This window comes from Paenibacillus sp. GCM10028914 (assembly GCF_042666275.1).
In the GTDB taxonomy this organism is placed as follows: Bacteria; Bacillota; Bacilli; order Paenibacillales; family Paenibacillaceae; genus Paenibacillus_AQ.
The window spans coordinates 183,321-210,291 of sequence record NZ_JBHTFO010000002.1; the positions used below are offsets into that span (position 1 = coordinate 183,321).

The 26,971-nt window shown below is 44.0% G+C and carries 23 protein-coding genes; 19 read left to right on the forward strand and 4 right to left on the reverse strand.

Annotated elements, in window-relative coordinates:
- Positions 1 to 43 precede the first annotated feature (43 nt).
- The 12 genes from ACFQV5_RS01550 (at position 44) to ACFQV5_RS01605 (ending at position 10,764) form a co-directional block, all read left to right on the forward strand.
- Entirely contained in the window at positions 44 to 1,723 is a 1,680-nt protein-coding gene (locus ACFQV5_RS01550; protein WP_379242916.1) for a DUF262 domain-containing protein, read from the forward strand.
- A 408-nt stretch (positions 1,724 to 2,131) separates the two neighbouring features.
- The gene (locus tag ACFQV5_RS01555) at positions 2,132 to 3,076 is read left to right on the forward strand and encodes a WXG100 family type VII secretion target (protein WP_379242918.1); all 945 of its coding nucleotides are present in this window, start codon (positions 2,132 to 2,134) and stop codon (positions 3,074 to 3,076) included.
- A 5-nt stretch (positions 3,077 to 3,081) separates the two neighbouring features.
- Entirely contained in the window at positions 3,082 to 3,588 is a 507-nt protein-coding gene (locus tag ACFQV5_RS01560) for a hypothetical protein (RefSeq protein ID WP_379242920.1), read from the forward strand.
- 118 nt (positions 3,589 to 3,706) lie between these two features.
- Positions 3,707 to 3,991 carry a hypothetical protein gene (locus ACFQV5_RS01565; RefSeq protein WP_379242922.1) on the forward strand — a complete coding sequence of 95 codons (285 nt, stop codon included), beginning with the start codon at positions 3,707 to 3,709 and terminating at the stop codon, positions 3,989 to 3,991.
- A 399-nt stretch (positions 3,992 to 4,390) separates the two neighbouring features.
- Positions 4,391 to 4,528, forward strand: a complete 138-nt coding sequence (locus ACFQV5_RS01570; RefSeq protein ID WP_379243145.1) for a helix-turn-helix domain-containing protein — start codon at positions 4,391 to 4,393, stop codon at positions 4,526 to 4,528.
- Between the two features lie 14 nt (positions 4,529 to 4,542).
- Positions 4,543 to 6,741, forward strand: a complete 2,199-nt coding sequence (locus tag ACFQV5_RS01575) for an alpha-galactosidase (protein WP_379242924.1) — start codon at positions 4,543 to 4,545, stop codon at positions 6,739 to 6,741.
- Positions 6,742 to 6,931: 190 nt separating this feature from the next.
- Positions 6,932 to 7,114 carry a hypothetical protein gene (locus ACFQV5_RS01580; protein ID WP_379242926.1) on the forward strand — a complete coding sequence of 61 codons (183 nt, stop codon included), beginning with the start codon at positions 6,932 to 6,934 and terminating at the stop codon, positions 7,112 to 7,114.
- 168 nt (positions 7,115 to 7,282) lie between these two features.
- A complete protein-coding gene (locus tag ACFQV5_RS01585; RefSeq protein WP_379242928.1) occupies positions 7,283 to 8,566 on the forward strand; it encodes a WXG100 family type VII secretion target in 1,284 nt (427 codons plus the stop codon).
- Between the two features lie 17 nt (positions 8,567 to 8,583).
- Positions 8,584 to 8,976, forward strand: a complete 393-nt coding sequence (gene cdiI / locus ACFQV5_RS01590) for a ribonuclease toxin immunity protein CdiI (protein ID WP_379242930.1) — start codon at positions 8,584 to 8,586, stop codon at positions 8,974 to 8,976.
- Positions 8,977 to 9,371: 395 nt separating this feature from the next.
- Positions 9,372 to 9,632, forward strand: coding sequence for a hypothetical protein (locus ACFQV5_RS01595; protein ID WP_379242935.1), 261 nt, complete (start codon positions 9,372 to 9,374; stop codon positions 9,630 to 9,632).
- A gap of 207 nt (positions 9,633 to 9,839) precedes the next feature.
- Complete coding sequence (locus tag ACFQV5_RS01600) at positions 9,840 to 10,331, forward strand: hypothetical protein (RefSeq protein ID WP_379242937.1); 492 nt, start codon at positions 9,840 to 9,842, stop codon at positions 10,329 to 10,331.
- A 97-nt stretch (positions 10,332 to 10,428) separates the two neighbouring features.
- The gene (locus tag ACFQV5_RS01605) at positions 10,429 to 10,764 is read left to right on the forward strand and encodes a hypothetical protein (RefSeq protein WP_379242939.1); all 336 of its coding nucleotides are present in this window, start codon (positions 10,429 to 10,431) and stop codon (positions 10,762 to 10,764) included.
- Between the two features lie 153 nt (positions 10,765 to 10,917).
- Here ACFQV5_RS01605 and ACFQV5_RS01610 read toward each other — a convergent pair whose 3' ends face one another.
- On the reverse strand, positions 10,918 to 12,771 hold the full coding sequence (locus ACFQV5_RS01610; RefSeq protein ID WP_379242941.1) for a glycosyl hydrolase family 18 protein: 1,854 nt from the start codon (positions 12,769 to 12,771) through the stop codon (positions 10,918 to 10,920).
- Between the two features lie 351 nt (positions 12,772 to 13,122).
- Here ACFQV5_RS01610 and ACFQV5_RS01615 point away from each other — a divergent pair, with 351 nt between their 5' ends.
- The 6 genes from ACFQV5_RS01615 to ACFQV5_RS01640 all read left to right on the forward strand — a co-directional run bounded on the left by ACFQV5_RS01615 (position 13,123) and on the right by ACFQV5_RS01640 (position 21,691).
- Positions 13,123 to 14,931 carry a cache domain-containing sensor histidine kinase gene (locus ACFQV5_RS01615; protein WP_379242943.1) on the forward strand — a complete coding sequence of 603 codons (1,809 nt, stop codon included), beginning with the start codon at positions 13,123 to 13,125 and terminating at the stop codon, positions 14,929 to 14,931.
- 6 nt (positions 14,932 to 14,937) lie between these two features.
- Positions 14,938 to 16,515, forward strand: a complete 1,578-nt coding sequence (locus tag ACFQV5_RS01620; protein ID WP_379242945.1) for a response regulator — start codon at positions 14,938 to 14,940, stop codon at positions 16,513 to 16,515.
- 258 nt (positions 16,516 to 16,773) lie between these two features.
- Positions 16,774 to 17,703 carry an ABC transporter permease gene (locus tag ACFQV5_RS01625; protein ID WP_379243147.1) on the forward strand — a complete coding sequence of 310 codons (930 nt, stop codon included), beginning with the start codon at positions 16,774 to 16,776 and terminating at the stop codon, positions 17,701 to 17,703.
- An 18-nt stretch (positions 17,704 to 17,721) separates the two neighbouring features.
- A complete protein-coding gene (locus ACFQV5_RS01630) occupies positions 17,722 to 18,636 on the forward strand; it encodes a carbohydrate ABC transporter permease (RefSeq protein WP_379242947.1) in 915 nt (304 codons plus the stop codon).
- 71 nt (positions 18,637 to 18,707) lie between these two features.
- The gene (locus tag ACFQV5_RS01635; RefSeq protein WP_379242949.1) at positions 18,708 to 20,234 is read left to right on the forward strand and encodes an ABC transporter substrate-binding protein; all 1,527 of its coding nucleotides are present in this window, start codon (positions 18,708 to 18,710) and stop codon (positions 20,232 to 20,234) included.
- A gap of 65 nt (positions 20,235 to 20,299) precedes the next feature.
- Positions 20,300 to 21,691, forward strand: a complete 1,392-nt coding sequence (locus ACFQV5_RS01640; RefSeq protein WP_379242951.1) for an alpha-L-fucosidase — start codon at positions 20,300 to 20,302, stop codon at positions 21,689 to 21,691.
- A gap of 176 nt (positions 21,692 to 21,867) precedes the next feature.
- Here ACFQV5_RS01640 and ACFQV5_RS01645 read toward each other — a convergent pair whose 3' ends face one another.
- Positions 21,868 to 22,410, reverse strand: coding sequence for a DUF2812 domain-containing protein (locus tag ACFQV5_RS01645; RefSeq protein WP_379242953.1), 543 nt, complete (start codon positions 22,408 to 22,410; stop codon positions 21,868 to 21,870).
- Between the two features lie 199 nt (positions 22,411 to 22,609).
- On the opposite strand from ACFQV5_RS01645, the gene ACFQV5_RS01650 reads away from it, so the two are divergent.
- A complete protein-coding gene (locus tag ACFQV5_RS01650) occupies positions 22,610 to 23,125 on the forward strand; it encodes a DUF4241 domain-containing protein (protein WP_379242955.1) in 516 nt (171 codons plus the stop codon).
- Between the two features lie 112 nt (positions 23,126 to 23,237).
- Here ACFQV5_RS01650 and ACFQV5_RS01655 read toward each other — a convergent pair whose 3' ends face one another.
- Together ACFQV5_RS01655 and ACFQV5_RS01660 are read right to left on the reverse strand one after the other, a co-directional pair.
- Complete coding sequence (locus ACFQV5_RS01655) at positions 23,238 to 24,641, reverse strand: MFS transporter (RefSeq protein ID WP_379242957.1); 1,404 nt, start codon at positions 24,639 to 24,641, stop codon at positions 23,238 to 23,240.
- A gap of 23 nt (positions 24,642 to 24,664) precedes the next feature.
- A complete protein-coding gene (locus ACFQV5_RS01660; protein WP_379242959.1) occupies positions 24,665 to 26,965 on the reverse strand; it encodes a glycoside hydrolase family 2 protein in 2,301 nt (766 codons plus the stop codon).
- Between the last annotated feature and the right edge of the window lie 6 nt (positions 26,966 to 26,971).

Here is a 26,971-nt window from a genome sequence, read left to right on the forward strand (position 1 = left end):
CTCTAACACCCCATAATCTACTCTATAAAGGAGCAATATATACATGACTACTCTATCTGCACAAGAAATGCCGCTACATAAGGTTTTTTCGGATGATTATTTGTTTACAATTCCTGCTGTTCAGCGGCCATACTCCTGGACGACAGATCAAGCAGGGGAGCTGCTGGATGATTTGTTGCAGTTCATTGAAGAGAATGGGATTACGGATACCAATGTGAATCAAAAGCAAGAACCCTACTTCTTAGGCAGTATTGTTCTGGTAAAGCAAGACAAACCGGAGTCAGAAGTATTAGATGGTCAACAAAGGCTCACGACGCTAACTATTTTGCTTGCCGTGTTGCGCGACACATTAGGGGGAGAATACGCTGCTAATATCGAAGCGATGATACTCCAAAAGGGTAATCGAATATTAAACAAGTCCGATATGTATCGTTTACAACTTCGGAAGATTGATAATGAATTTTTTAAAAATCACATTCAAATCAACGGCTCTACATCTAAACTTACTTCTGAAACATCGGTAAAGACAGATAGCCAGAAAGCGATAAGAGATAATGCTTTATTCTTTATTGAGAAGTTAAATGAATTAAATGAAGAAACGATCAATAGTCTACCAAGTGTTATTGCAACATTGTGTTATCTCGTTATCGTTTCTACTCCTAATTTTGATTCTGCATTTCGTATCTTTACCGTGCTTAATGACCGAGGGCTTGATCTTATGACGAGTGATATTTTTAAGGCGAAGGTCATTGGTGATATAGAGGATAATGAGAGAGAGGCATATACTCAGAAATGGGAAGATATAGAGGTTTCTCTAGGAAGAGATCATTTCAATAAATTGTTTGATCATATTCGAATGATTGTCCAGAAACGTAAAGGCAGTGCTAATTATAAAGAAGAATACAATGAGATTTTTTCAAAAATCAGCGGGTGTAAATTTATTGACGAATATTTAATTCCGTATGCTGATGTATTTCAAAAAATCACGAATTATCGAGCCTACTATAATGATCCTGAGATTGTGAAGATACTCAGTTTACTTAATCGGATTGATAATAATGATTGGATTCCACCTACGATGTATTTTATGAAAAATTATCAATACGATCATACAACTTTAATAAAGTTTTTATCTCGATTAGAAGTATTAGCGGGAGTAGCCATGATTTTAAGAAAAAACTTCAACTGGAGGATGTCAAAGTATTCACAGGTCTTAAGAGAGATGGAACAAGGAAAAGATTTGTATTCCCATGAATCTTCGCTGGAAGTTATAGATGTAGACAAAAAGGAAGTTCTGGAGAAACTACAAGGCGATGTTTATTCTGATTTAAAAGATACAGCCAGACGGTATCTTCTACTTCGCTTAGATTCTCTTTTGACAAATGGACAGCCTTATTATGACCACTCCGTTATTACAGTTGAACATGTGTTGCCGCAGACTCCTAAATCAGATAGTGAGTGGTTAAAGCATTTTAAGAATCCTGAACAATATGTTCACAAGTTAGGCAATCTGGTATTGCTTACACGTGCTAAAAACTCTCAGGCTAGAAATTATGACTTCAAGAAAAAGAAAATGTCTTACTTCCAATCTAGTAATGGAGTCAGCTCATTTGCTCTAACTTCCCAAGTTATACAAGAGACGGAATGGACTCCGGATGTGTTATTCTCACGGCAGAATAAATTAATTCAATTGTTGAAGACAGCATGGAGATTGGATGCTTAGTGAACCACTATTATTTCATCTTCACATAGGTGTTTATGTGATACTTTAGTCAAGTGACTTTAAGTTTATCTATAGGAGAGGGGAAAGCACCCTCTCCTTATTTCATTTTTGAGATGTGGAAGTGAACTGCGAAGGGAATCAAGCAGATTCCACACCTCTTAGCGTAAATACGCAAAATTACTGGCTCTATTTAACTGTTACAACCTTTCACAAAAAGTACAAAAGCACCTTTTCCACTTATTTGAAATTATGTAAAATAAGTAGTTAACAAAGAGTGGAGAGGTGGAACATATGTCTAGAATACTTGTCCCACCGAATGTGCTGCTAGCCGTAGCGGATCAATTCGATCGAGCATCCAATCATTTAGAAGCAAGTAAAGATTCATTAAACAACTAGATATCGATGCTCATGCTGTTGTGGGATGGAACAACGCGCCAACGGTTTTTCGAGGATTTTCAGCGGACCAGGGAGGACATGAAGCTGACGATCAACCACCTACAGGTTACGAGCCAAGAATTAAAAAATATAGCCTACAGATTTATGCAGGTAGATAATGAGGATGGTGGGCTGGATCCGAGATGTGCAGCACCAATTGAAATTGCGGGCGCCGATCAGGGAGCGAACAAAGATAAAACTTGGCAAGATGAGCTGAATGAGTTCTGGGGCGGTTTGAAATCAGGTGGTAAGATGATGGCAGATTCAGTGGGCGACATGGTAGATGCATTGGTTGAAGACCCTGTTGGCACAGTGGGCGGAATGGCTTATAATGCCACAATCGGGACTTTGGAAGAAGTTGTGGATACAACTGTGTGGGGAGCCAAAATGGCTTTCGATGTTGGTGATACCCGAGAGAATTTTAATGAGCAGGTCGAAGCAGAGCAAGCCAGAATGAATGAAATGGGCACGTCCAGTTATATAGGCCAGCAGGCAGCAATGATCTTAGGAGGCGCTGCACTTCACAGAGCTGGCATAAAAAAGGGACCGAATCTCAAGCCTCATAACGATTTGGATGGCGGTAAGAAGGATGGGCTTGTGGGGATGGGTAATGGTATCAATCGAGATACTATTATTAATTCAGCAACACAAGCAAAAAAAGGTGGAGAGACGGTTGTAGGTCATGCTCTACAAAAACATGCTGGAAGAAATCCTGATATTTGGGGCAAAGTTAAAGGTGGATCAGAACAAATAAATCAGACAGCACAGAGGCATTTGGAGGATGTTATTGATGCTCCTGGAGATTTTGTTAAGGTAACAAATGATAGGGGGATTACTTTCCTAGAAAAGAAATTGCCTGATGGTCGGGGAGTAAGACTTAATCAAGATGGGACATTTAAAGGCTTTATTGACCAATAAAAGGAGTGGAAAGTTTGGAAAACCTTGAAATTATACTAGAGGACTTCCGAAAAGATGAGTTAGACAAGTTAGTTTCTGGTGAACTTAAAATAAACTCGTCAGAAATTAGGTCCTCTCATTTTTTTGACAACAATAGTGGAACAGATATTGAATTTCATCAAATCAAAAGTCTCTGGGAAGTACTATCACCGATAGGAACGGGGAATGTGTTTCTGAGCCAAATGGAAATAGGATGTAGCTTAAAAGATGTGATGATAATATTTTCTTTCGATAAAGAATTTGGGGATATTACAATTAATTTTTCAGAGAATGAACTTTACGAGGGCAAGAGTTCTGATGTAAGGCAGAAAGCCCAAAAATTATTAGAATCTCTTGTAGTCCTAAAAGATAAATTCAACATTCCAAAAATCAGAATCGGATTTGAACCTGCGACTGACGATGATACTTGTCTAGTGGAGATTGGGCAGGAGAAAGTTGATATAGAGAGTACCTTAGAACTTATTTTGAGATAGTTGATAGGATGAATAAAATAAATTTGTTGGAAGTATTGTTAGACCCCAACGCGGAGAAGAGCATTGGACGGATCCGGTTACGCCACTGGAAGTAGCACCATTCTTTCACGGATATCTTATGGAAAAGGAATATCGGAGAAGAATCGACTTTTCAGATAAGGATTCTAAACGTCTCTGGGAATATAATGAGACTGGAGTTAGTCAGCTTATTGAGCGAATGCCGATGACAAAATGGGGTTCGGCTAAAGGAAGTATGACTCGGTTTGAGGATGGTATGTTTAGTCTAAGATTTGATCCTGAGCCTAGCCATCGTTCTATTTTATATCGCTGGACGAAGGGAATTTGCCTATATAGGCTGCATCATCACTTTGAACGTAAAGAACAGAAGAATAAGAGTCATTAAGTCATGAGTGTGGATCGATAGTAGAACTGAGATTTGCTAATTATAAGTTAATATTTTTCTAGTCTACGAGTATCTGAGCGTAAATATTTTATTTAAATAAAAGAGGGGGAGTCCCCTCTTTTTGTTGTCTAAATTAACCCCAATGAAGCCCAGGAATTATAAAATTATCCGTTTTAGTAGGAGAACTTATGGGAGCAGCTTGGACCAGAAAAAGGCGTAAGAAGCCGAGATCTGCAGGAAAGAACAACAAGAAAGCTTCTACAACTGGTACGAATACGAAGAAAATAATCATCATCATTGCCCTAACACATCTCAAAAAGATCCCTATATTAGTCATAATGGATGTATCGCACCAAAACTGTCTTTGTTATTATAACTATAGCGCTTACATTTAAAAGGATGCTAGCGGATCGGATCTTGCAAGTTCAGCAGGTCATGGAGAATGTTGGCTATTATAGCACAAGACATTTTGCCAAATGTTTTTATGATTATGAAGGATGCTCACCATCGGAATATCGAAAAAAAATAAGTACATAAATGGAGGATTCCCTATGAATATTAGATATGATGAGAAAGACCAAGTCTTTCATCTACAGACGAAACACACAAGCTATATCATGCAAGTGGTTAAAGGCGGATATCTGGCTCACCTATATTGGGGACGCAATGTAGAGAAGCTTGGTGAACATAATCGATTAACTTACCCTGCACGCTGCTCTTTTCATCCGAATCCGGATGCTCAGGATCATACACTCTCAACTGACTGGCTGCCGCAAGAGTATTCTGGTTATGGCTGCGGAGACTTTAGACATCCTGCTTATCAGATTCAATTCGCGAATGGTTCAACAGCCTCCGAGCTTCAATATAAGTCGCATCGTATTACAAATGGAAAGCCAGTTCTGGATGGACTCCCAGCGACTTATGTAGAATCAGCAGATGAAGCGATGTCGCTTGAAATAGAGCTTGAGGATCAAGCTACTGGAATCAGCGTTGTCATGAGCTATACCGTCTTTGCAGAGCATGATGCCATAACGAGATCCGTCCGATTTGTGAACCATAGTGCTGATCAGATGAAGCTTATGCAAGCGATGAGTATGAGTGTGGATTTCCCACATGCGGATTATGATATGATCCGTTTGCCTGGAGCTTGGGCTAGAGAAAGACATATGGAGCGTCATTCGCTTGCGACCGGAGTACAGTCTGTAGAGAGTCGCAGAGGCTCAAGCAGCCATCAGCAGAATCCGTTCATTGCTCTAATGTCCAAAGGGGCTAATGAAGAATATGGTGATGTTTATGGATTCAGCTTGGTGTACAGCAGCAATTTCCTGGCTCAGGTAGAGGTTGATCAATTTCATACAGCACGTGTCTCCATGGGAATAAACCCGTTTGATTTTGAATGGCAGCTTGATGCTGGAGCCTCTTTCCAGACGCCAGAGGTTGTTATGGTGTATTCAGGTGAAGGCTTGGGAGAAATGTCACGGACGTATCATCGATTGTATCGAACTCGTCTATGCCGTGGTGAGTTCCGTGATCAGGTTCGCCCTGTGTTAGTCAACAACTGGGAAGCGACATATTTTGATTTTAATGCAGATAAGATTGAAGCTTTGGCGAGTTCAGCGGGAGAGCTTGGGATCGAGCTGCTGGTTCTAGATGATGGTTGGTTTGGCAAAAGAAATGACGACCGCAGTTCATTAGGGGATTGGTTCGTTAACGCGGATAAGCTTGAAGGCGGTCTTGAGGAAGTTGCTGGACGTGTGAAGGCTCAAGGACTACAGTTCGGCTTGTGGTTTGAACCTGAGATGATCTCGCCAGACAGCGAGCTATATCGAGCTCATCCGGATTGGTGCTTGCACGTTCCAGGTCGCAGAAGGACACAGGCAAGAAATCAGTTGGTTCTTGATTTTACTAGACAAGATGTGTGCGATGCGATTGTGGAAGCGGTCTCGAAGGTGCTGTCTAGCGCCCCTATTACGTATGTAAAATGGGATATGAATCGCAATATGACCGAGATTGGTACGACGAGTTTGCCTGCGAGTCGCCAGCGCGAAGCTTGTCACCGTTATATTCTGGGTGTATATAGCGTGATGGAACGCATTACTTCTCAGTTTCCGCATATTCTGTTCGAGAGCTGCTCAGGTGGTGGCGGACGTTTTGATCCAGGTATTCTTTTCTATATGCCACAGACGTGGACAAGTGATGATACAGATGCGGTGGAACGCTTAAAGATCCAGTATGGCACAAGTCTTGTTTATCCGGTAAGTAGTATGGGTGCTCACGTATCTGCTGTACCGAATCATCAGGTTGGACGCGTGACCTCGTTAGAAATGCGTGGGCATGTTGCGATGTCAGGGAACCTAGGCTATGAGCTTGATCTGACGAAGCTCCCAGAAGAAGAGAAGCATATCATTCGAGAACAGACTACGAATTATAAAGAAGTGATCGGATTAGTTCAGAATGGAGAGATGTATCGTCTGATCAGCCCATTTGAAGGTAGCGGAAACGAGACTTCATGGATGTTCGCCTCACAGGATCGTCAAGAAGCGTTATTTGGATTCTTCCGTGTGCTTGCCGAACCGAATCCGCGGTTGACCCGTGTGAAGCTGAGAGGTTTGAGTCCGAAGACACAATACAGATTAGTTGGAACAGAGGAGATTTATGGTGGCGATGAGCTCATGTATGCGGGTATCCAGCTGCCGCTGACAACTCATGATTTCAGCAGCCTGATGTATCATTTTGTTGCGGTAGAGTAGAATTATAGCGGAAGAGCTAGTGTGTAAGCACTAGCTTTTTTTGTATTGGAGTGGTAGTTCATTCGTCGCTTCCGGAGCTTAGCTACATAGCTTCAAATAAGGAATGCAATCGTCCATTTTATGGATATAATTGGATGAAAGGTAAGCGCTGATGATTCTATTTTATAACTAACAAGGGGATGTACTGCTTATGAACAACAGGATCGCATACGTTTTAGTTGTATTCATTCCGATATTGGGTGTAACAGGAGTTCTATGGATTCGTAACCTGTCTGACAAAGGAATTCAAATTATGCCTTATTCAATCGGCTTATGTGCTGTTCTTACCATTCTGTTTTTTACTGCGATGTTTTTGTTTCGGAAAAAAGTGTGATTTGAATGATGCTTACATAAGTACGCACGAGTATCTCAATTAAACAATCATATTAACGAATCTTACAATCTTAATAATGACCAAAATCAATAAATTCAGGACCTTGGAATGTTTTCCATTTATTTGCAATTGGGTATAATCTGTTTAGCAAATAATGGAGTGATATATATGTCCAAAATTCTGGTTCCACCCGAGGTGTTGATGCAAGTCGCTGAGAAGTTCCGTTTAGAGTCTCTGCAAATGGAATGGAGAATAAGTTCACTGGACCATCAAATGGATACCATGCTGATGTGGGAGGGAACGACGCGGCAGAATTTTTTTGAAAATTATAAAAAAGCCCGCAGCGATATGACCAAGACGATTGAACATATGAGATCCATTAGTGAGGAATTAAAAGCTATTGCTCATAGATTTAAATTAGTAGATGAAGACCTATTGCATCTTGCTCTGGTAGGCGGCAAAGAGGAACCCAAGGAGTGGTATGAAGAGGCTTGGGACAGCGTGAAAGAATTAGGAAACGGAATCATGGCTGCTTCTAATGAGAGATATGATAAACGGTATTCTTCGGTGTGGAGCTTTTTAGATTATTGGACAGCTGGTATACCCAAAGGTGCTTACCAAGGTTATGTTGAAAGAGCCGATAAGCTTTTTGATTCCCGGAATGACTTCGCGAATGGCATGACCTTTGGAGTACATGGAACCATTAGGGAAGCCATACTTCCTACAAATGCTTGGTCTACAGAACATGTTGCTAATATGATTGGAGCAGCAGGAATTGTTGCCGGAGTGACAGTACCTCTTATGAAACCGAAAGATGTATTGATACCATCTGTTAAATATGAGGTTGGACCAAAAGGTAATGATGGGGTGAAACATGATTCGGGTGGAGATGGAGGGGGAACGCCGAGGAAGGCTGAGGGGCCGAGCAATGGTAATGCCCTTTCAACCACAGTTAATAGTGATAATACAGAGTTAATGGAACATTTGGTTGATGGACATGGTATTGGTAGAAAAGGTAAACCAAGTGTGAAAGGTGCACATAATTTGGATAGTTTCTATAAAATAATAGATGAAGAGGCGGCAAGTTATGGCTTGAATCGATCAGATTTTATTATCGGCGATCCCAAGCCACATCCTCAAATAGAAGGGTTATTTGAGATTAAGTATCGTATACCTTCATTAGAAACAGATTATGTGAATGGAGGAACAAAACTTAAATTAGATAATGATGGAGTTGTAGTTTACAAAGCGGTTCAACGTCCCAAAACAGTTTATGGTCCACCTATTACTAATGAGGAAATAGTAAGATGGAGCCAAGAAGCAGTGAATGGAGTAGAAAAAGCAGGTACTTCAATGGTAGAAGGAGTAAATCGTGGAGTTGCTTTAAATGGGTTGAAATTTGAATGGTTAATTGTGGATGGGAAAATAAATTCAATTTATCCGGTTTTCTGATAGAGGAGGAGTATGTGATGAATGAAAATATACAGGTTAAAGATACGGAAAGGAAAGAGTGGATTATTCATCAGTTATTTTTATCAATGGGTTTCTTTGATACAAATACGCGAGAACCTTTTAGAATGTTAAGTGAATTTCAATATGAGTCTGGAGATAACATTTGCGGATCTGAGGTAATAGGATGTGCGTTGTCTGCCTATTATACGACAGATGATGAATATTATATAGGTGAGAATAATGTTTCAATAAGTTATGACATAACAAATGAAGAGGTAATTATGAAAGAATCGGAATTTTATCCTTATATAGAGAAATACAGCATGGAGTATGTTACAAGAAATCCAGATCAAAAAGAAGAAGTTATGGAATGTTTAAAAAATATCAGAAAGAGATTCAAATTAGAATGACGAATCGAAGATCTATTCTATTACACTTAACTTATGAAATGCTCGTATGAAGATTTTGTGAAAATGGTTGAACGCATATTAAGCTTGAATTTTTATAATAAAAATGAGTGTAAAATCAGGGGAACAAGCGATTCTGTTAAATCAAGGGTAGAATACATCTTAGATTTGAAGGCGGATCAATCCTAGTGTTATAAAGGTGGTTACTTCCGATCATATTCATGGGAGGGCACTAGTGCTGAATGAATCATAATTCAATCTGTAACGCATATAACATGTGTAGCACTTTGTATAATTCTGGATTCTTACGAACTATACCCAAAAAAAATGGAACCTGTTAAATGAAGCTGAGCAACTACAGCTAACTGGTACATTACACAATATGGAGGTGTTCGTTAATGAAGTTATTGAGAGAAAGAGCAGAACAACTAGCGCTTGAATATGTAAATAAAGATAAGAATGAAAACTTCAAATTAGTTCTACTTGGTGTAGAAGTCTCCAATATTTCTCCTCAATATTGGGCCGCTACTTTTGAGGTTAGAACTTCTGAAGGGCATAGTATAGAAGGTCCTTTACTAATACTTGTAGATGATGATTTAGAAAAAGCAATGAGTTTAGATGAGGCTGTCGGGGCTCACTTAGCCTATAAGGATATGTAATGTAGCCTTTCAGTATTGTATTGGATGAAACCTTGATTGGCTACAAGCCTTCTAAGGTTTCCTTTATAGGTGGGGCTACCCAGTGCCGAATGAATCCATCATCCAACGAACATCACATATAACCCTTATAATACTTGTATGAAGATTTCCTGAATTATTGTACACATTGAAATGCTTGCTCGAAGAGTTAGGAGGAGTTTTAAAGTAATGGGGATGTCATCCTTTTTAGTATTTAAAAGTGGAGAGAGTATTCCAGCAAATGAATTATTGAGGAAAATTAGTGATATATGTATACAGGAGAATCTTTTCTTTGATAGTGATGAAGAAACATACAATGGTGAAGGGAAACTAAAATATACTCGAGTCTACATAAGTGATAAACCATTTAGGGAGAATTTTTCAAGAACACTCAGCTTTAGCGTTTATGATGAACCGTATGAATATCAAATAGTTAGTTTTAAATGGGATGATACGAGTAATGAGTATTTTAAAGCAATAGTATCTGACGATTTTTATGAAAATGAAGACCTATTATTACGATTTTCCCATGCAATTCTTAAGATCTATCCCTCAGCAAAAATATGGGTTGAAGAAGAATGGTTTTATACTTTAGAGAACTTAGATATTGTTACCGGTATGCCGTACGATAACAATTGGTGTTATAAAAATCCGGAAAATATAATTCAACTAATAAAGTGAGTCTCAGGGAACATTTCGTTTCGTTGCGGATCAATTATGGTCATTAAAAAACTCAAGAGTAAAGATCATTTATTTAGAGTAAAGAAGGTGATTTTTAATGGCTCATAGTGCAATACGTTATCAAAATAATACACAGTATATTCAAGATGCTCTCCTAGGAGGGGCCTTAAGATGTATTTTTATTGCAATTGATAGTAAAGTGTCGGAGAACCCAAGTAAATATGGTTGGTTGCTACAAGCTATGAATAAATGGTGGAGTGATTTTGAGGATTTTCCTCCCGGTTTAAAAGACGTTGAACTTGATGAATGGTTAGTTGATTCGGAAAGGAAAGCAGATTTTGAGGAGATATTAAATCTTTCTCTTGAGAATGTGAATAACGAACTCTTTATTGAAGTCATGAAATTCAAACGTGTTCTAGATTTAGAATCTTAATTTTTGATGCAATCCGCCTGTTACATCAAAAAGTTATCCCCCTTTGAATTTGATGCAAAAGCCCGATCAGCCGAAATATGGCTGAACCGGGCTTTTGCAATTCCAACTGCATGGGCACCGCCATAAATCTTACCCCAGGCCATGCGTCGAGTTTTATTTATTGTAGACTTCGAATTCGTAGATTCCCAGATTGTTGAATTGCGAGAAGCTGCCGCTTGGAATATTCGGTAGCTCGGCCGAAGTGATAAGCACCCTGATGTTGCTCGTTGTAATGGCAGGGAAGTTGATCACTTTATAAGCTCCCATCAGATCGCCTGAGTAGATATCCACCCATTGCCCACCGGACCAATTCTGCACCTTGAATGACCTTACGTTGTTTCCATGCTCTTTGAGCACGACCGTATTTAACGTCGTTGCTTGCTTGAAGTCGAGCTGCAAGTAAGCATTGCTGGTCACGCCTGCCGGTGCTTGCCAATACGTCGTTTTGTCGTTGCTATCGAAGGCCTTATGCACATCAAATCCCGACCCGTCGCTGACATTGGCGTCATACCACTGATTGGCGGCCAGGTTCGTCATGCTCCGATAAGCTTGATGCCCGTCTTTCTCATCCGTGATCGCTTTGAGCAGCGATTTAGAATCGCTAACCGGTACATCGGCGAACAGATGCCACATCATGACACCGCCGACTTCCATATCCTGAGCGAGAAGCATTTTTCTTTTGTTCATATCGATTCCGTTGAAATAGATGTTCTTTAGAATAGGAGAGCCATTGTTTACGTCCACCTGATAGTTATACACAATGTCTGTTTCCGGAGTGATCGAGGCTGTAGAGTTGATCTCGTCATAGCCCGGCCAGTAGGCGGAGCCGTCGAACGGTCTGCCGTACCAGGCGAGGCCGAGATTGATCTTTTCCTTAGGCACGCCAAGGTTCAGGAAGTAGTTGATGCCGGAGCGTGAGTTCTCGAACGGTGCATGATAGTAGCCGGCGTCATAGTTCATATAGTTAATATGATCGACGCTAGCGAATGCGTTGGCGCTCAAGCTTACACCCCAAGCGGACAGCGCGAGGGAGATGCTTTTGCCGTTTTTGCCAAGCGTTTGCTGCATCTCGATAATGGTGGTGCCGAAGTTATTCCACTGGGTCGCATTGCTTGGATACTCCCAATCGATATCGACGCCGTCGAAGCCGTATTGGGTGAGAAAACTGTCCACTTGTGCGATATAATTGGCTCTGGCTGTCGGATTGCCGACGACTTGGGCCATCGTAGTCGCATCAGCGTTTAGTGTAATCCATTTTTTGACCGGTCTGTTGCCGACAGCTTGATGCATTGTGCTCACGTATTGAGGCCAATTCGCTAAGTTCGGATCATCGGTTCTCGTTACAATATTGCCGCTTGTATCCAAGGTGTGGAAGCCGATGAGGATGACATCGGTGATGTAATCGAACGCGGCCGAATCGATGTCGTTATAGCTGAAGCTCGCAGGGTGAATATATCCGGCTACCTTGAACGTCTTCGGAGATAGCGAATATTTATCGATTTCTACACCGTACGTAAAGGTTGAGCCGCCGTCATTCTGGAGCTTGATGCTGTTCGTTGCCCCGGCATTCAGCGTAACCTCTACCGTTTTATTGACAAAAGTATTCCATCCTCCTGTCGAATTGAACTGTAGATCCGCCACTTTGGCGCCATTTACATACAGTGCTTTTGTTGCGATGGCATCGCCTGTTGCGTATCGAATGGTAAGCTCGTACTTGCCCCCGGCTTGTCCGCCGTCCACATTCTGGATTTGGGTATAAGCGTTATTATTATGCATGCTCCCAATGGCGCTGCCGCCGGACGCATTCGACTTGCTTGCGACAGCTGCTCCGCTGCCGATCGTGCCGTTCTCAGCTTCGTAGACTTGCTGGTTGAAAGCAGCCAATACCTCGTTCTGCGGCGGAACTAGCACAAAAGAAGTAAAAACGAGGAGTACGGATAAGCTAGCCATCATGAAACATTTCTTCATTAATTCATTCTCCTTCCTCAAGTTGTAATCGTTTTCACGTTTGATTATGGGTAAATCCGATACGATCCAAAAGGGGAAAAAGTTAAGAATGACCGTCTTAAATCAATATAGTTAGCGGTCTGATATAAATATATTTAAATTGTGTATTGAATCGCCGCAGCAGGTTCTTTATGATAAGACTACATTTAATTTCCAGTGTGATACCTGTATATTCACGTCATACGATGTGCACGAATCGGGCGTACGAAGCGAAGTGTATGAGGCTTGATTAAATATAAGCTGGTTCTATTCGAGGGTGAAATTGTAAGCGTATTCAGCAGTGCTGGGCAGAAAGGGTGAAGAAGAGACAGGATGAGAAGGTTGACACGCATGGTAAGTGAGCTGTATCGTACCCATTTTGCAGAGAAGCTGTTTAATAAAATATTGCTAACCTATTCGGTTATTATCATGGTCACTTTGGTTGCGCTTGCCTTCTTTATCTATCAATATTTCACGCAATATATGATCAACAAGGAGACATTGCAGATGCAGGAGGCATCCGCCAATGTCAGCGCCTATATCGATCAGCGCATGGATGCGTCAAAAATGATGCTGGAGAGTATATACTCGAACGAAAGCTTTATGCAATATTTCGAGGTGCTGCTCGAGAAAGGTTACGCGGAATTTTTATCGTATCAGCTTGATCGGTATTTCGACGTCGATACCCCTATCAATAATTCTTTAAAATCGCTGTCCGCTTACTTCAACAACGGGTCCGACCTCGACTCCATCCTATTCCTAGGTAAGGAAGGAGAGGTATACCGGGTGACTTCCCAACTCTCGCTGGAGATCGTCACGCCGAATGAACTGCCGGCGCGCGTGGCGGAGGATCGTGAGTATTATGCCAATTCGCTGCCTATTTCTCCTGTGATGACCAATAAGAGTGCAGATAATCAGCCACTGTACGTCTACGCAGCCGAGCTGAAAAATCCGGATACGCTGGAGCCGATCGGCCAGATCATGATCCAATATAGGGCTAACGCCATTATGAAGTCGAGTCAGCGCGCCCCTTCTGATTTGAAAGGGGAACTTATGGTCCTCACGCGTGATGGCGACGTTATCTATGATTCCTCTATGCAATGGTACGGGCAGCGCTATCCGGTCGAAAGCTTGCTCGACAGCGACGCGCCGAAATCGAAATGGGAGTTTATGGTTTCTACCGCGAACAAGGCTGGCGTCATCGTTGCAGGGATCATGTCTGGCGAGCAGCTCCGCTCGGGCACGAAGGCGCTGCAACGATGGATTGCGATATTGACCGGCCTATTCATTGCCGTCGCGCTGCTGCTGACCTATATTTTGATTCTGCGGTTTTCCATGCGGACGAAGGTGATCGTTCGGGCAATGGAGAAACTGGATGAAGGTCAATGGAATGTACGCATTCCGCTTACTAAAGGGGACGAGTTATACCAGATTTCCTCGAACTTTAACAAGATGGTTGAGCGTGTTAACGATCATATCGAGAAAGTGTATATATCCGAAATTAAGCAGAAAAACGCCGAGATCGTTGCCATGCAGATGCAGATGAATCCGCATTTTCTGTACAATACGCTGGAGGCGATCCGGATGAACGCGGTCGCTCAAGGGGCCCGGGAAGCGGGCCATATGATATTCTTGCTCGCAGCTTTGTTCCGCACCACGATGAAAAGCGCGATGAAAGTAGATGTGGCGGCGGAGATGGAACGCTGCCGTATCTATCTGGAGCTCTTCCAGATTCGTTATCCGAATCAGCTTCAGGTGGAGTTTGATATTCCGGAGGAAGTCGGACGCCATGAGATTTTAAAGCTGTCCGTACAGCCTCTGATCGAGAACTATGTACTCCATGGTTTCAGAGCGGACCGGCAGGACAATTTAATTCTCATCGAAGGGATTTTGAAGCAAGACGTTATCATAGTACGCGTAAGTGACAACGGCAGGGGAATACCGCTTCCGGAATTGACAAAGCTGCGCCAATCCTTGACGGAGAAGAGCGAACTGGAAGCGAAGTCCGATTCTCTCGGCTTAAGCAACGTTCATATGAGACTGCAGATGGTGTACGGCAGCGAATTCGGTTTGGCAATTGAAAGCATGGACGGAGCTGGGACGGAAGTTATTTTGAAGATTCCAGCCGTCATCAAGGAGTGAGACAACATGTACAAGATCATGATTGTAGATGACGAGCCGCTCATCTTGAAAGGCATGTATTCCGTTATCGATTGGGAAGAGCACGGTCTACGGATCGCGTCGCAAGCTTCGAGCGGTGAGCAGGCGTTGGAACAATTTCTGGATCAACCGGTTGACGTCGTTATGACCGATATCCGAATGCCCGGCATGGACGGCCTGAAGCTGATCGAGACGATTCGCTCCGTCGATCCACGTGTTAAGTTCATCGTTCTGAGCGGCTATGACGATTTCCAGCATGTGAAGGAAGGGATGCGTTTCGGCATCGAAAATTATCTTCTCAAGCCCGTCGATGTGAACGAGCTGTCCGCGACGGTAACGACAGCTGTAAGAAAACTGGAGCATGAAGGGCAGCGACGGATTCGATCCATCGAAGAGAAGCAAATATTGCGAACCAACGTGCTTAATCGGTGGATGAGCCGCTCGATTCCAATGGCGGAGTTGAAGCAGCGCGCGGAGATGGCAGACATTCCGCTTCATCACCGCGCGTATGCTGTCGTAACCGGCAGCCTTCTAAGAAGTGATCAAGCCGGAGATAGCTTTCCGCCCGACGTGCGTAACGAGCTTGTATCTGAAGTGTGCGAGATGGTCCGTAGAGATACATCGATGCTGCTCTCCACTTATACGACACTCGAATTTGTAGATTTAGACGGCGACATCGTGATCTTGTTCTCAGAGTATGGCGGCAGCCTGAATCGCGAAGTATTGCATAAGGAGCTGGAGAGTCTCTATGAGAGCATTAAGGATCGATGGCGGATTGATATGCTGTTCTCCATAGGCGCGACAGTCGGCAGTTACCTTGAAGTACCAGAGAGCTATCGGCAGGCCAAAGAAATGCAGATTCAGAGGAAGATTAACGGAGACCGGTTTATCGTTGACGGGGAGCATGCCGGCAAGCGGTCGTCCAGCATCGCATTCCTGCAGGAGTTACAGACGCTGACTTCGCTGCTCGCCAAGAAAGACCGCAAGGGGCTCCGGCAATGGGTCGACGAATCGTTTGATGGATTGAAGGAGGATATGCGCGCGTCTCTTGCGGATGCGCAGGACGGCGCCCTTGAAATAATGCTTCAAGTCGCTAAGCAGACCGGACGCCATAACTTTATTGAGAGCTTCGCTCCGTTGTTCCGATTAAGGAGTGTAGACCAGATTAAACAATATATACAGCAATTTGCAGACGAGTCGCTCGACGCTGTCTCTGTAGCGGAAGAGAACCGAAGTCCGGTTATTAGTAAAGTCGTTCAGGATATCCATACCCGTTACGAATCGGAGTTGTCGTTGAAGACGCTCGGTCAGATCTACAAAGTTCATCCCGTCTACTTGGGCCAATTGTTCAGGAAGGAGATCGGCGTCGGATTTACGGACTACGTTAACGGTTATCGCATCCAAGTCGCCAAGGAACTACTTCTTCAGACCGAGCTGAAGGGCAACGAAATCGCGGCCAAGGTGGGCTGCCTCGATCCCAACTACTTCTACAAGCTGTTTACGAAATTTACGGGCGTATCGCCTACCGAATTCCGTTCCGCTAGCAAAGGAGTGCAAAGAGGGTAAGAAAGCATACTCCGATATCGATAATTCGCCGGTTGCGATAGGAGCAGCCGGCGATTTTTTGTGTTCTCATATGCTTTCGGCATAAACGGTCATCTATCTTCGAAATGTCTAAACCAGTCGTTTTCTCATTGAGTTCCGACGGTTCATCTTGGATTTTTCCTCTTTCTGCAAGGCCGTGTAGCAAGGATAATAGAACCAAGATGAAAACGCTTTAAGTAACAGGTGAAGACAACTTGGGATAGAAATGGAGAGTGGAGAATGGCTACAAAATGGAAACGGCTGAAACGTAATCGAATTTTTCTGCTAATGGTGCTTCCTGCGACTTTATGGTTCATCATCATGAAGTATATGCCTATATTCGGCAATTTAATTGCTTTTCAGAAATTCACTTACAATACCAAAGGCATATTCCACGGCATCTGGAGTGCGGAATGGGTCGGCTTTGATAATTTCAAGTTTCTGTTCCAGACGAACGACGCCTTTATCATCACGCGCAATACGCTGCTGTATAATCTCGCTTTTATTTTACTTGGCGTCATTATTCCTGTGGCGCTGGCCATTGTGGTCAGCGGGCTGACCAATAAGCGGATGTCCAAGTTTTATCAGACAGGCATGATGCTTCCGCACTTTCTGTCTTGGGTCGTTGTCGGTTACTTTGTATTCGCTTTTCTCAGCATGGACAAAGGGTTTCTTAATAACGTCCTGGTAAGCTTGGGAATGGAGCCTAAGATGTGGTACAACGAAACGGTTTACTGGCCGTTCATCCTCATTCTTGCGCAGGTGTGGAAGACGATCGGCTATTCCAGCGTCATTTATATCGCGGCGATCGCAGGCATAGATCGAACTTATTACGAAGCGGCAGTTATTGACGGGGCCAGCAAATGGCAGCAAATCCGCAGCGTGACGATCCCGCATTTGAAACCTTTGATCATCATCCTGACGATACTTGCGGTCGGCCAAATCTTTCACTCCGATTTCGGTCTGTTCTATCAAGTGCCGCGCGAATCCGGCTTGCTGTTCCCGGTTACGAACGTAATCGATACGTATGTCTATCGCAGCATGAAAGAAATGGGCGAATTTAGCATGAGCGCTGCCGCTGGTCTATATCAGTCGATTGTCGGCTGCATTCTGGTTTTGACAGCCAACTACGCGGTCCGCAAAATCAGCAAAGACGACGCCCTATTCTAAACGAAGGAGGAAGCTTGCATGAAATCAAAGAACAGCGCGAATATCGAAGGTTTTACTCGAGGCTGGAACTGGTTTTGGAATATTGTGGCCGCGCTGGTCGCATTCGCTTGTATCATGCCGTTTGTATTTACGATCATTATCTCGCTGACGGAAGAGAAGTCGTTGACGCGTAACGGATACCGGATCTGGCCCGAGCAGTGGAGCTTTTCCGCCTACTCGTACTTACTGGAGGATTCCGGTCAGATGCTGAACTCCTTCCTTGTCTCCATCCTGATTACAGTGCTCGGCGTGATCATTAGCTTGCTCTTGATTCTGCCGTACGCTTACGCGATCTCGAGGTCGGAGTTTGCGTACCGCAAACTATTTACGTTTATCGCATTCCTGACGATGCTGTTCAACGCAGGTCTCGTTCCTTTCTATATGATGGTGACACAAGTGCTGCATATGAAGGATACGATATGGGCACTGATCCTTCCGCTTAGTGTCAACGCCTTCTATATCATTGTCATGAGAACCTTCTACAAGACGACGATAGAAGAGGGGATGATCGAAGCGGCCAAGATCGACGGGGCCGGAGACTTCTCCATCTTCGTACGAATGGTGCTTCCAATCTCGTTACCCGGCATTGCGACCATCGGCTTGTTCAGTGCTTTGGCTTATTGGAACGATTGGTTCAATGCGATGCTCTTCATCGACAAGCCGGAACTGACGCCGCTTCAATACATGCTCTCAAGAATTCAGAACAACCTGCAGTATTTGCTTGAAAATACCGATTCATTGTCTACATCAGATGCATCATTAATCGCGAACCTACCGCAAGAGACGATTCGAATGGCTATGGTTGTTGTGGCAACAGCGCCAATCGTACTCGCTTATCCGTTTTTCCAGCGGTTTTTCATTCAAGGGTTGACCGTAGGTTCCATCAAGGGGTAGTTGTTTAAAGTGGCGGGCGCCTCCAAGCGAACGGTACATTAAATAAAACAAACAATACAGGAGGGTATAATATGTTTCTGAGAAATAAAAAAAGAGGGTTGATTTCATTAGCGGCGATCTTGCTGCTGACCATCGTTCTCAGCGCTTGCGGCGGAAAAAACAGCACCGAGAACACACAATCGGAGGCAAACAATTCCCCGACGCCTGAGGCGACTGGTCAAACAGAGGAAACTGCATTGAAACCGTATGAGCTGGTGCTGTATTTCTTTGGCGATCCACAGAAAGATACAGAGCTTATTGAGCAGAAGGTCAACGAGTACATACAGCCGAAGATCAACGCGACAGTCAAAATCAATTTTGTTCCTTGGGCAGAAGCTGAGCAGAAAGTGCCAGTCTTCCTCGCATCCGGCCAGAAGATCGACGTCTTGTTCGCACAAGCGAAGCATATGGTTCCGCTTGCCTCCAAAGGCGCTCTGAATCCAGTCAATGAACTGCTAGAGAAGCATGGTCAAGACGCGCTGAAATCAATGTACAGCAAATTCTTGGACCTATCCAAGGTTAACGGACAAAACTACGGGGTTCAAAATCCGAAGGAAATCGCTTCGCAATGGGTATTGCGCTTTAACGATCCACTTCTGAAACAGCATGGCATTGACGCATCTGGGGTGAACTCGATTGCAAGCGCAGAGCCAATCCTGAAGCAGCTGAAGGAGAAAGATTCGACGATTTACCCAATCGAGCCGACGCAGCAATCGCTATGGTACGTGCCGTTCGATTATGTTATGAACGAGAACATTCCATTCGGTATGGTCTATGAACCGATGTCAACGGACAATAAGATCATAAACATGTGGGAGACACCGGAAGCAAAGCAAGCGCTGGACACAGTGCACGCCTACTACAAGGCCGGCTATATTCGCCCTGACGTTGCAACCTACGCCCGTCCTGAGAATGAGGAGCAAGCAGGTAAGTGGCTGACCGGTATATCCGGCGGTATTCCGACAGCAGAGGTTATTTGGACGAACCGTGCTGGCTTCGATGTCAGCTACAATCCGGTTGAGAAGCCGATCGTCACAACGAACTCCGTTATGGGCGCGATGCTGACGATTCCGAAGACATCCGAAGATCCAGAAAGAGCGATGATGTTCATCAACATGCTGCATGGCGATGTATATCTCCATAACTTGTTCGTTTACGGTATTGAAGGCGTACATTACGAGAAAGTATCCGATAACGTGGTCAAAGATTTGCCGGCGAGAAAAGAACGCTGGAACACGGGTTGGTTCCAATTCGGGAACGGCTTCTTGAACTACTTGACGGAAGCGGACCCTGCGGACAAATGGGAGCAATTCAAAAAGTTTAACGACGAAGCGCAAGTTTCGCCGCTGGTCGGATTCGTCTTCGATCCGGCTCCAGTACAAGCCGAGATTGCTGCAATTCAGAACGTGACGGCAGAAGTGAGATTGCCTTTAATTACGGGTTCCGTTGATCCGGCGCAGTTCTTGCCGAAAGTAAATGAGAAGTTGAAAGCTGCCGGCTCAGAGAAGGTCATTGCGGAAATGCAGAAACAATACGACGCTTGGAAGGCGACTCAATAACATAGATTAAACAGCGAAGCCTCCTGATACGACCGGGGGCTTCGCTTCATGAGAGGAGAATCGCTATGGCGGGAACAAAAAAAGATGCTATGAACAATGGTGTCCATGATTATACGGCAGAGGACATGTATGTGCGTCCTCATAACCCGGAGGTATTGGAGGCACTGGATAAATTCCGTGACCACAAGCTTGGGTTTATGATTCATTGGTCACCTGCATGCCAACTGGGCATTTACGAATCCTGGTGCATGTCCGACGACAGTGCCGATTGGTCGAAGAAGGATGTAGATTGGACCGATGATATGAACGAGTTTCGGCAGCAATACCGGAACCTGAGAACGACGTTTAATCCGATTCGCTTTCAACCGGAGGTGTGGGCGGATCTTGCGAAGGAATGCGGATTCCAGTACTTGCTGTTCACGACCAAGCATCATGACGGATTCTGCATGTGGGATACCGAAACGACGGATTACAAAGTGACCAGCCCGAACACACCGTTCAGCTCGAACCGGTACGCGGATATATGCCGGCACCTGTTCGATGCATTTCGAGAGCGGGGTATGGATGTTCACGCCTACTTCTCTAAGCCGGACTGGAATACACCTTATTATTGGTCTCCGGACTTCACCCGTCCGGATGGTAAGACGGATCGCAATGTCAATTACGATGTGGCGGAGCATCCCGAGTTATGGGAGAAGTTCGTCCAGATGACGCATCGTCAAATTACGGAGATCATGACGAATTATGGCCGGATTGAAGCACTCTGGCTGGACGGCGGTTGGGTTCGCCCAGACAACAAAGGACAGGATGTACGAATTGGAGAGATTGTTGAACGAATTCGCGAGACGACGCAGCCGCATCTGATGGCGGTAGATCGTACTGTCGGAGGCCCTTATGAAAACTTCATTACGCCAGAGCAAACGGTGCCGGATCATCCGATTATGGTTCCTTGGGAGAGTTGTGTTACAGTCGGCAAGAGATTCTCGTTCAACTACGACGACGAATTCAAATCGGCGAGACAACTTGTCCACATGCTGGTTAACATTATTGCAAAAGGCGGAAACTTGGCACTCAATATTGCACCTCAGCCGGATGGCAGGCTTCCAGCCAAAGGGATGGCGGCGCTGCGAGATCTTGGCACATTCCTGAAGCGGAATGGCGAGGCAGTATACGGTACCCGTGAATGCGCGCCTTACATGGTGGACGGCATGGCATTTACAAGAAAGGGAAGCATGGTATATGCATTCCATCTCTATCCTGACGATTCATCCGAAGTTCGCGATTCATTCATCTTGCCAAATTTCGGACAGTTCGTCTCCGTTTCCTTGTTAAGCGATGACGGAGAAGTGAAGGCGGAAGAGATCGAAGAAGGCAAGATCCGAATTACTGTTTTGTCTCGGACGACGCCAGAGACGCCATATGCAGATGTATTCCGAATTGAGCTACGTGATCTGTAGCTGTAATCAGGGGAGAGCTTCGAAAAGAACTTTCATCTAATAGAAATATAAGCATACGCAGTAATAGTAAGAGGCATTGAGCTTGGCCGCGCCGAGAATTTCAATTCATGTAGCTCAGTTCTTCAAATAAATAGCCTCCAGGCTCGCTATCTAAAGCAGCCTGGAGGCTATTTTTTTTACTCACTTAGCTCAGCTTCCTTTTTCAGCTGATTAATATGTTTTTGATAGAATAGAGTCGGAAGGAAAGTGATAACTGAAGCTACTAAGAATAGCCAAGTTGATAGGATGAACCATTCTTCCTTCACAAACGAATTTCTTATGAACAGAAAGAGAGAAAGTAGGAAAAGAATGAAGTACGCATCTCGTTGTGGCTTATAGTAAGTCATTTTATCTTCATTTGTAGAATGCAGTGCAAATGGTTTATCGTCATGGTGTCTCTCGATAATTAAGACTTCTTTATTATTGTTGAATTTCATATTTTTCGTGATGACGCGATATCCAAAATCCCTTAAGAACTTCATATAGTGTTTCTTTTCGGAATTCGATTTATGGCCTACAAAATCAATGTAATATTCATATTGGTTGGGTTCACATTCTTCAAATTCAAACCATAGCTTGCCTGTTCTGATTAAGCGATACCCTTTAGCTGACATTCTGTTCAACCATCTTTGCTCAGTTTCTATGAATCCGCCAAAATAACGTATGTGTTTTTTACTCATGCCCTAGGCCCCTCTATAATTTTATGAGCAATAGTGATAACTTCGCTCAATCACTATTAGTGTATCACTACGTTAATAGACTAACAATTAGATCGTGAGGATTGTTTGTCATCAAGACAAACAATTATACTGTAGAAATACATTATAGATTTAATGTCGTTCTACAAACCATCATACGCAGTTATTGGAGGTATCCCCATTGGTTATTCAACTAGGCAATTTTGAAGTGAATTCTGGGCAGTTGGTTGTTGCTGACCCTTGTTATGAACTGGATAAGAACATCATTATCATGGGTGTGCTGGAGTCTGCTGAGAATGGAACCTGGACTGCGGAAGTGGAGAAGGTGGAGATCCCGGACTGGGGTGAAGCCAACGCCAAGCTGACAGCTTATCATCACTCGGTAGCTGAACAGGGGGTATTCCTTGAATGGATCAAGTGTCCTTTTGTGGCGGGTGTAGATAGCGGTCAGGCTGGGATTTTTGATATCAATCATTACCGTATTCCAGATGCAGAGGATCTTGACGATCAGGTGGATACAGATAGCGATTGGTATCTTGCCTGCTGTGATATCACGGAAAGTGGGGAAGAAGCGGGTGTTCTGACTGGTGGCGTCGTATCACGTACCGGCATCGGTGACGGGGCATACGGCGTGTATAAGGCAGTGAATGAACAGGATCAGGTGGTTGGTGTGAAGATTGTGTTTATTAAGAGTTAATCAGGTGCGAATGAAACTGAAAAAGAGTATGGTCAAACAGCTCAAACATAAACAAGCTGGCACCAAGTAAATACCGGTGCCAGCTTGCACAGCAGGGTTCACAATACCTTTCTTAATACTTATTTCTTCTCGCCGATAAATCAGAAGCTAACTGGTTCGTGCGCTGCTTGTTCAGTGGGTAGAAGAACACGAGGATGAGGAATACCGCAAGAAAGATAACGCCAGGTACTAAAGTACCGAGAGAGAAGATTCCGTGTAAGGTCTCTTCCGTCTGCTTCTCTAAGCTAGCGTTATATCCGACCGCTGCAATAGCGAATCCGCCAATACCACCTGCAATAGCCTGACCGATTTTTCTGGCCATAGAATAGAGCGAATACACGGTTGCATCTTCACGCAGCCCGGATAAGAACTCATGATAATCGATCACATCGGTAACGAATGCCCACGAAACGATGCTCATGAAGCCCATGCCGAACATCCCGATTGCGGCTATGATGATGTATTGTGTCACCGTTGGCTCCGGTAGAAGAAAGATGATGAAATATGATATGGATGCGATGAGCATTCCCAACGAAGCGACTTCCTTCTTCCCGAACCTTGCAACCAATGGCTTTGCTAACGGAATCGCAAGGAACGTAGTGGCGATCTGGGATAAGCCTACCATGCTCAAGGCAGTGGTATTACCGAAATAATCTTTAAATAAATAGGTGTTTACCGTTCCGGAGAGCATGGTGCAAACCAACATGATTAGTGAGGCAGCCAGAATTGAAATCAAAGGCTTATTTTTGACCAAGCTTTTCATCGTGGTTCTCATATTCATATTTTCTTTCGTTTCTTCAGGCGCTACAATCCGTTCTGTCGACAGCTTGTAGCATGCTAAATAGCAGCATATTGCCAGAACTCCGAAGACGATAGCAGCCATGAACATCCGATCGGCGGAAATTTTATTATCCACAAACACGATCAAAGGACCGAGTACACCGATGACGAGGCCTGCTAACATGGCGCCCATCGTTCTCCAAGTGGATAATGCCGTGCGATCTACCGAGTCATCGGTTATGACAGACGCCATGGATCCGTAGGGAATATTCACTGTGCTATACAAAGTTCCCCATACGATATACGTTACGAATGCCCAGGCGAGATAGAACCCGTTAGACATGCCTGGAATGGAGACGAACATTAATACCCCGGAAATGACGAGCGGTAAGGACATTCTTAAAATCCATGGCTTGAACTTCCCATGAAGAGTCGCCCTTCTTGTATCGATGAACCGTCCCCAGGCCATATCCGCGAAAGCATCCCACAAACGGGCGATTAGGAACAGTATACCGACCGTCGCCGCGCTTATATGAAAAACGTCCGTGTAGAAAACCATTAAGAAAGTGCTGGTGAGAATAAAGAAGAAGTCGTTCCCCAAATCGCCGAACAAATAACCGAATTTATCTCGCCATCCGAACGGACGGTTTTTGTTGATCGAGGTGTGCACATCGCTCCTCAGAGCAGGTTTGGACATATTTGCACGCTCCTTCTTTACCTCTACTTCTTAATTTGAATCAATTCTTTGTTTAATCGGTAAAGCAATTTGTCTGAGAATTCGTCCGACAGAGAAGCGATCATATCTATTTTGAGTGATTTCAACATGTCGAACATTGGATTCTCGCTTAAGTCGCCCATGTACTTTTTCAGCACTTCGTTGGCTTGTTCATTGTCCATCAGCGCCCCGATTGTATCGCGTGACGAATACACATGTGGAGTAATTTCGAGATCTTCCATGACAATGTCATCATCCGCATCCTCCGGCATCTTAAACCAGTTCGAAATGACTCCGCCTTTATCTTCAGGAGCCTCATAGCTCAAGTTTGGCTCGGCTATTTTGTTAAATCTGGCGACATCTTGATGGATTACATCGCCTATTCTAGAAACCGCTTTGATCTCGTTCAAGCCGTCCTGCATGAGAACATTTTCAAAAATAAAGACATGATTATTGCCCGTCTTCGCCGCCACTTCTGCACCGTTAACATGGAGGATCACTTCATCGCAGTTTGAATAAATTTTTACGCTAATTTCGGAATCTGGCCGATCAACGAAACGTTTGCCGGTAATATGAACGAACTTAGCATCAGACCAGTTTGCCTTGTACAGATAGAAGGCATCTTTCTTAATTTTGCGATCATACGTGACCAGTCCTTTGTTGTTTCTTCCCTTCACACCGCCTTCATTGCGAATGTTTGCCCCGAAGTCGAACATGTTCCACACATAGGTTGCCCAGAGGTAAGGGCGCTTCGCAAAAATATTCCACACTTTTTCATGGACGAGAGCATGATATTCTTCCGTATAATCCTTCACCTTGGGATTGTTGGTGTGATATTGCAAGATTCCCTCGACGCCATATTCGGAAATGCATAGTTTTACTTTCGGATTCAGCTCATGATATCGATCTAGCCATCCGGCGAAGTCTTCCGGTTTTCCTCCATACCAGCCGAAGTAATGGTTGTACCCGATCGTATCGGTGATGTAGTTGTATTCATCATCCATTTCTACGAAGCTGACATTCGCCATCGTTGTGAGACGAGTCGGATCTTCCTTTTTCGTCAGATCGTTTAATTCTTTGACCAGTCTTCTAACTTCCGGTCTGTCGCCGCCGATTTGGATCTCGTTCTGTACTCCCCAGAACATAATCGATGGATGATTGAAGTTCTGACGGATGAGTTCCATCATCTGTTGCTTTGCGTTCGTGCCTTCGAGTTCTGTTCTCGACATGACTGAAATAAAAGGAATCTCCGCCCAGATGACCATGCCTTCTTGGTCGCAAAGATCGTAGAAATATTGATCATGCTGATAGTGAGCCAAGCGAATTGAAGTGGCACCGATTTCTTTGATGAGTTCCATATCTCCTTTATGTTCTTGCTTCGTAATGGCCCAGCCCATATCTTTGCGATCTTGATGCCTGGATACCCCATGCAGTGGAAGGTGTTCACCATTCAAGAAGAATCCTTGATCCGGGTCCACCGTAAAATATCGTACGCCGAAGGGAATAGAAACCTCATCAATCGTATCGTTGAAGCTTGTTAAGGAGACATTGGCTTTATAGAGATAGGCATTTTGTCGTCCATTCCATAGTTCAGGATTCTCGATCACAGCAGGAACCGATACTTCCTTCGTTTCTCCGCTTGCCAAGAATACTTCTTGCGCCGCGTATGCAGCTGATTGTCCTTGTTGATCGAGAAGATTCACCCATAGCCTTACTTTCATTTCTTGGTCCCGCTCATTGGTAATCTTCGATTTAATACGCAAGCTAGCCCGCTCATCCGTGACTTCATCCTGAACGATATAAATACCTTGAGAGCCGTAATCGAGCAAATCGAAATGGACAGGATTCGCGATCACCAAGTTCACATCACGATATATTCCGCCAAAGAACGTAAAGTCGGCCATTTGGGGATAAACATCGTCGTATACCGTGTTATCTACTTTGACAGCTAATATATTTGTCTTGCCGAACTCAATCGCTTCGGTAATATCGAAGCGGAAGATAGAATAGCCGCCTCTGTGCTGGCCGATATGGAGGGTGTTTACATAAACATCCGTAATGCTGTTGGAACCTTGAAATTCGATATAAACTCTATTGCTTTGCTCACGGGAAGATATCGTAAACTCTTTTCGATACCAGCAGGCCCCTTTGTAGTATTCGAAACCGTTTGCTCCGTCAATCGCATTCCAAGTATGAGGAAGATCGACGGGTTCGCAGTTCTCGTTTTGAAAGATAGCTTGAATGGCATCTACGTCATCATCCTTTAAAAATGTCCAGCTTTGATTAAGATTCAATGTCTTTCGCACAGCAAG

Bases quoted from the DNA above. Each gene is read 5' to 3' on its own strand.
- ACFQV5_RS01645 (WP_379242953.1), bottom strand. From the start codon at position 22,410: ATGAGTAAAAAACACATACGTTATTTTGGCGGATTCATAGAAACTGAG.
- ACFQV5_RS01630 (WP_379242947.1), top strand. From the start codon at position 17,722: ATGAAATCAAAGAACAGCGCGAATATCGAAGGTTTTACTCGAGGCTGG.
- ACFQV5_RS01565 (WP_379242922.1), top strand. From the start codon at position 3,707: ATGGAAAAGGAATATCGGAGAAGAATCGACTTTTCAGATAAGGATTCT.
- ACFQV5_RS01615 (WP_379242943.1), top strand. From the start codon at position 13,123: ATGAGAAGGTTGACACGCATGGTAAGTGAGCTGTATCGTACCCATTTT.
- ACFQV5_RS01585 (WP_379242928.1), top strand. From the start codon at position 7,283: ATGTCCAAAATTCTGGTTCCACCCGAGGTGTTGATGCAAGTCGCTGAG.
- ACFQV5_RS01555 (WP_379242918.1), top strand. From the start codon at position 2,132: ATGCTGTTGTGGGATGGAACAACGCGCCAACGGTTTTTCGAGGATTTT.
- ACFQV5_RS01575 (WP_379242924.1), top strand. From the start codon at position 4,543: ATGAATATTAGATATGATGAGAAAGACCAAGTCTTTCATCTACAGACG.
- ACFQV5_RS01600 (WP_379242937.1), top strand. From the start codon at position 9,840: ATGGGGATGTCATCCTTTTTAGTATTTAAAAGTGGAGAGAGTATTCCA.
- ACFQV5_RS01580 (WP_379242926.1), top strand. From the start codon at position 6,932: ATGAACAACAGGATCGCATACGTTTTAGTTGTATTCATTCCGATATTG.
- ACFQV5_RS01605 (WP_379242939.1), top strand. From the start codon at position 10,429: ATGGCTCATAGTGCAATACGTTATCAAAATAATACACAGTATATTCAA.
- ACFQV5_RS01625 (WP_379243147.1), top strand. From the start codon at position 16,774: ATGGCTACAAAATGGAAACGGCTGAAACGTAATCGAATTTTTCTGCTA.
- ACFQV5_RS01595 (WP_379242935.1), top strand. From the start codon at position 9,372: ATGAAGTTATTGAGAGAAAGAGCAGAACAACTAGCGCTTGAATATGTA.
- ACFQV5_RS01635 (WP_379242949.1), top strand. From the start codon at position 18,708: ATGTTTCTGAGAAATAAAAAAAGAGGGTTGATTTCATTAGCGGCGATC.
- ACFQV5_RS01620 (WP_379242945.1), top strand. From the start codon at position 14,938: ATGTACAAGATCATGATTGTAGATGACGAGCCGCTCATCTTGAAAGGC.
- ACFQV5_RS01640 (WP_379242951.1), top strand. From the start codon at position 20,300: ATGGCGGGAACAAAAAAAGATGCTATGAACAATGGTGTCCATGATTAT.
- ACFQV5_RS01550 (WP_379242916.1), top strand. From the start codon at position 44: ATGACTACTCTATCTGCACAAGAAATGCCGCTACATAAGGTTTTTTCG.
- ACFQV5_RS01570 (WP_379243145.1), top strand. From the start codon at position 4,391: ATGCTAGCGGATCGGATCTTGCAAGTTCAGCAGGTCATGGAGAATGTT.
- ACFQV5_RS01655 (WP_379242957.1), bottom strand. From the start codon at position 24,641: ATGTCCAAACCTGCTCTGAGGAGCGATGTGCACACCTCGATCAACAAA.
- ACFQV5_RS01610 (WP_379242941.1), bottom strand. From the start codon at position 12,771: ATGAAGAAATGTTTCATGATGGCTAGCTTATCCGTACTCCTCGTTTTT.
- cdiI (WP_379242930.1), top strand. From the start codon at position 8,584: ATGAATGAAAATATACAGGTTAAAGATACGGAAAGGAAAGAGTGGATT.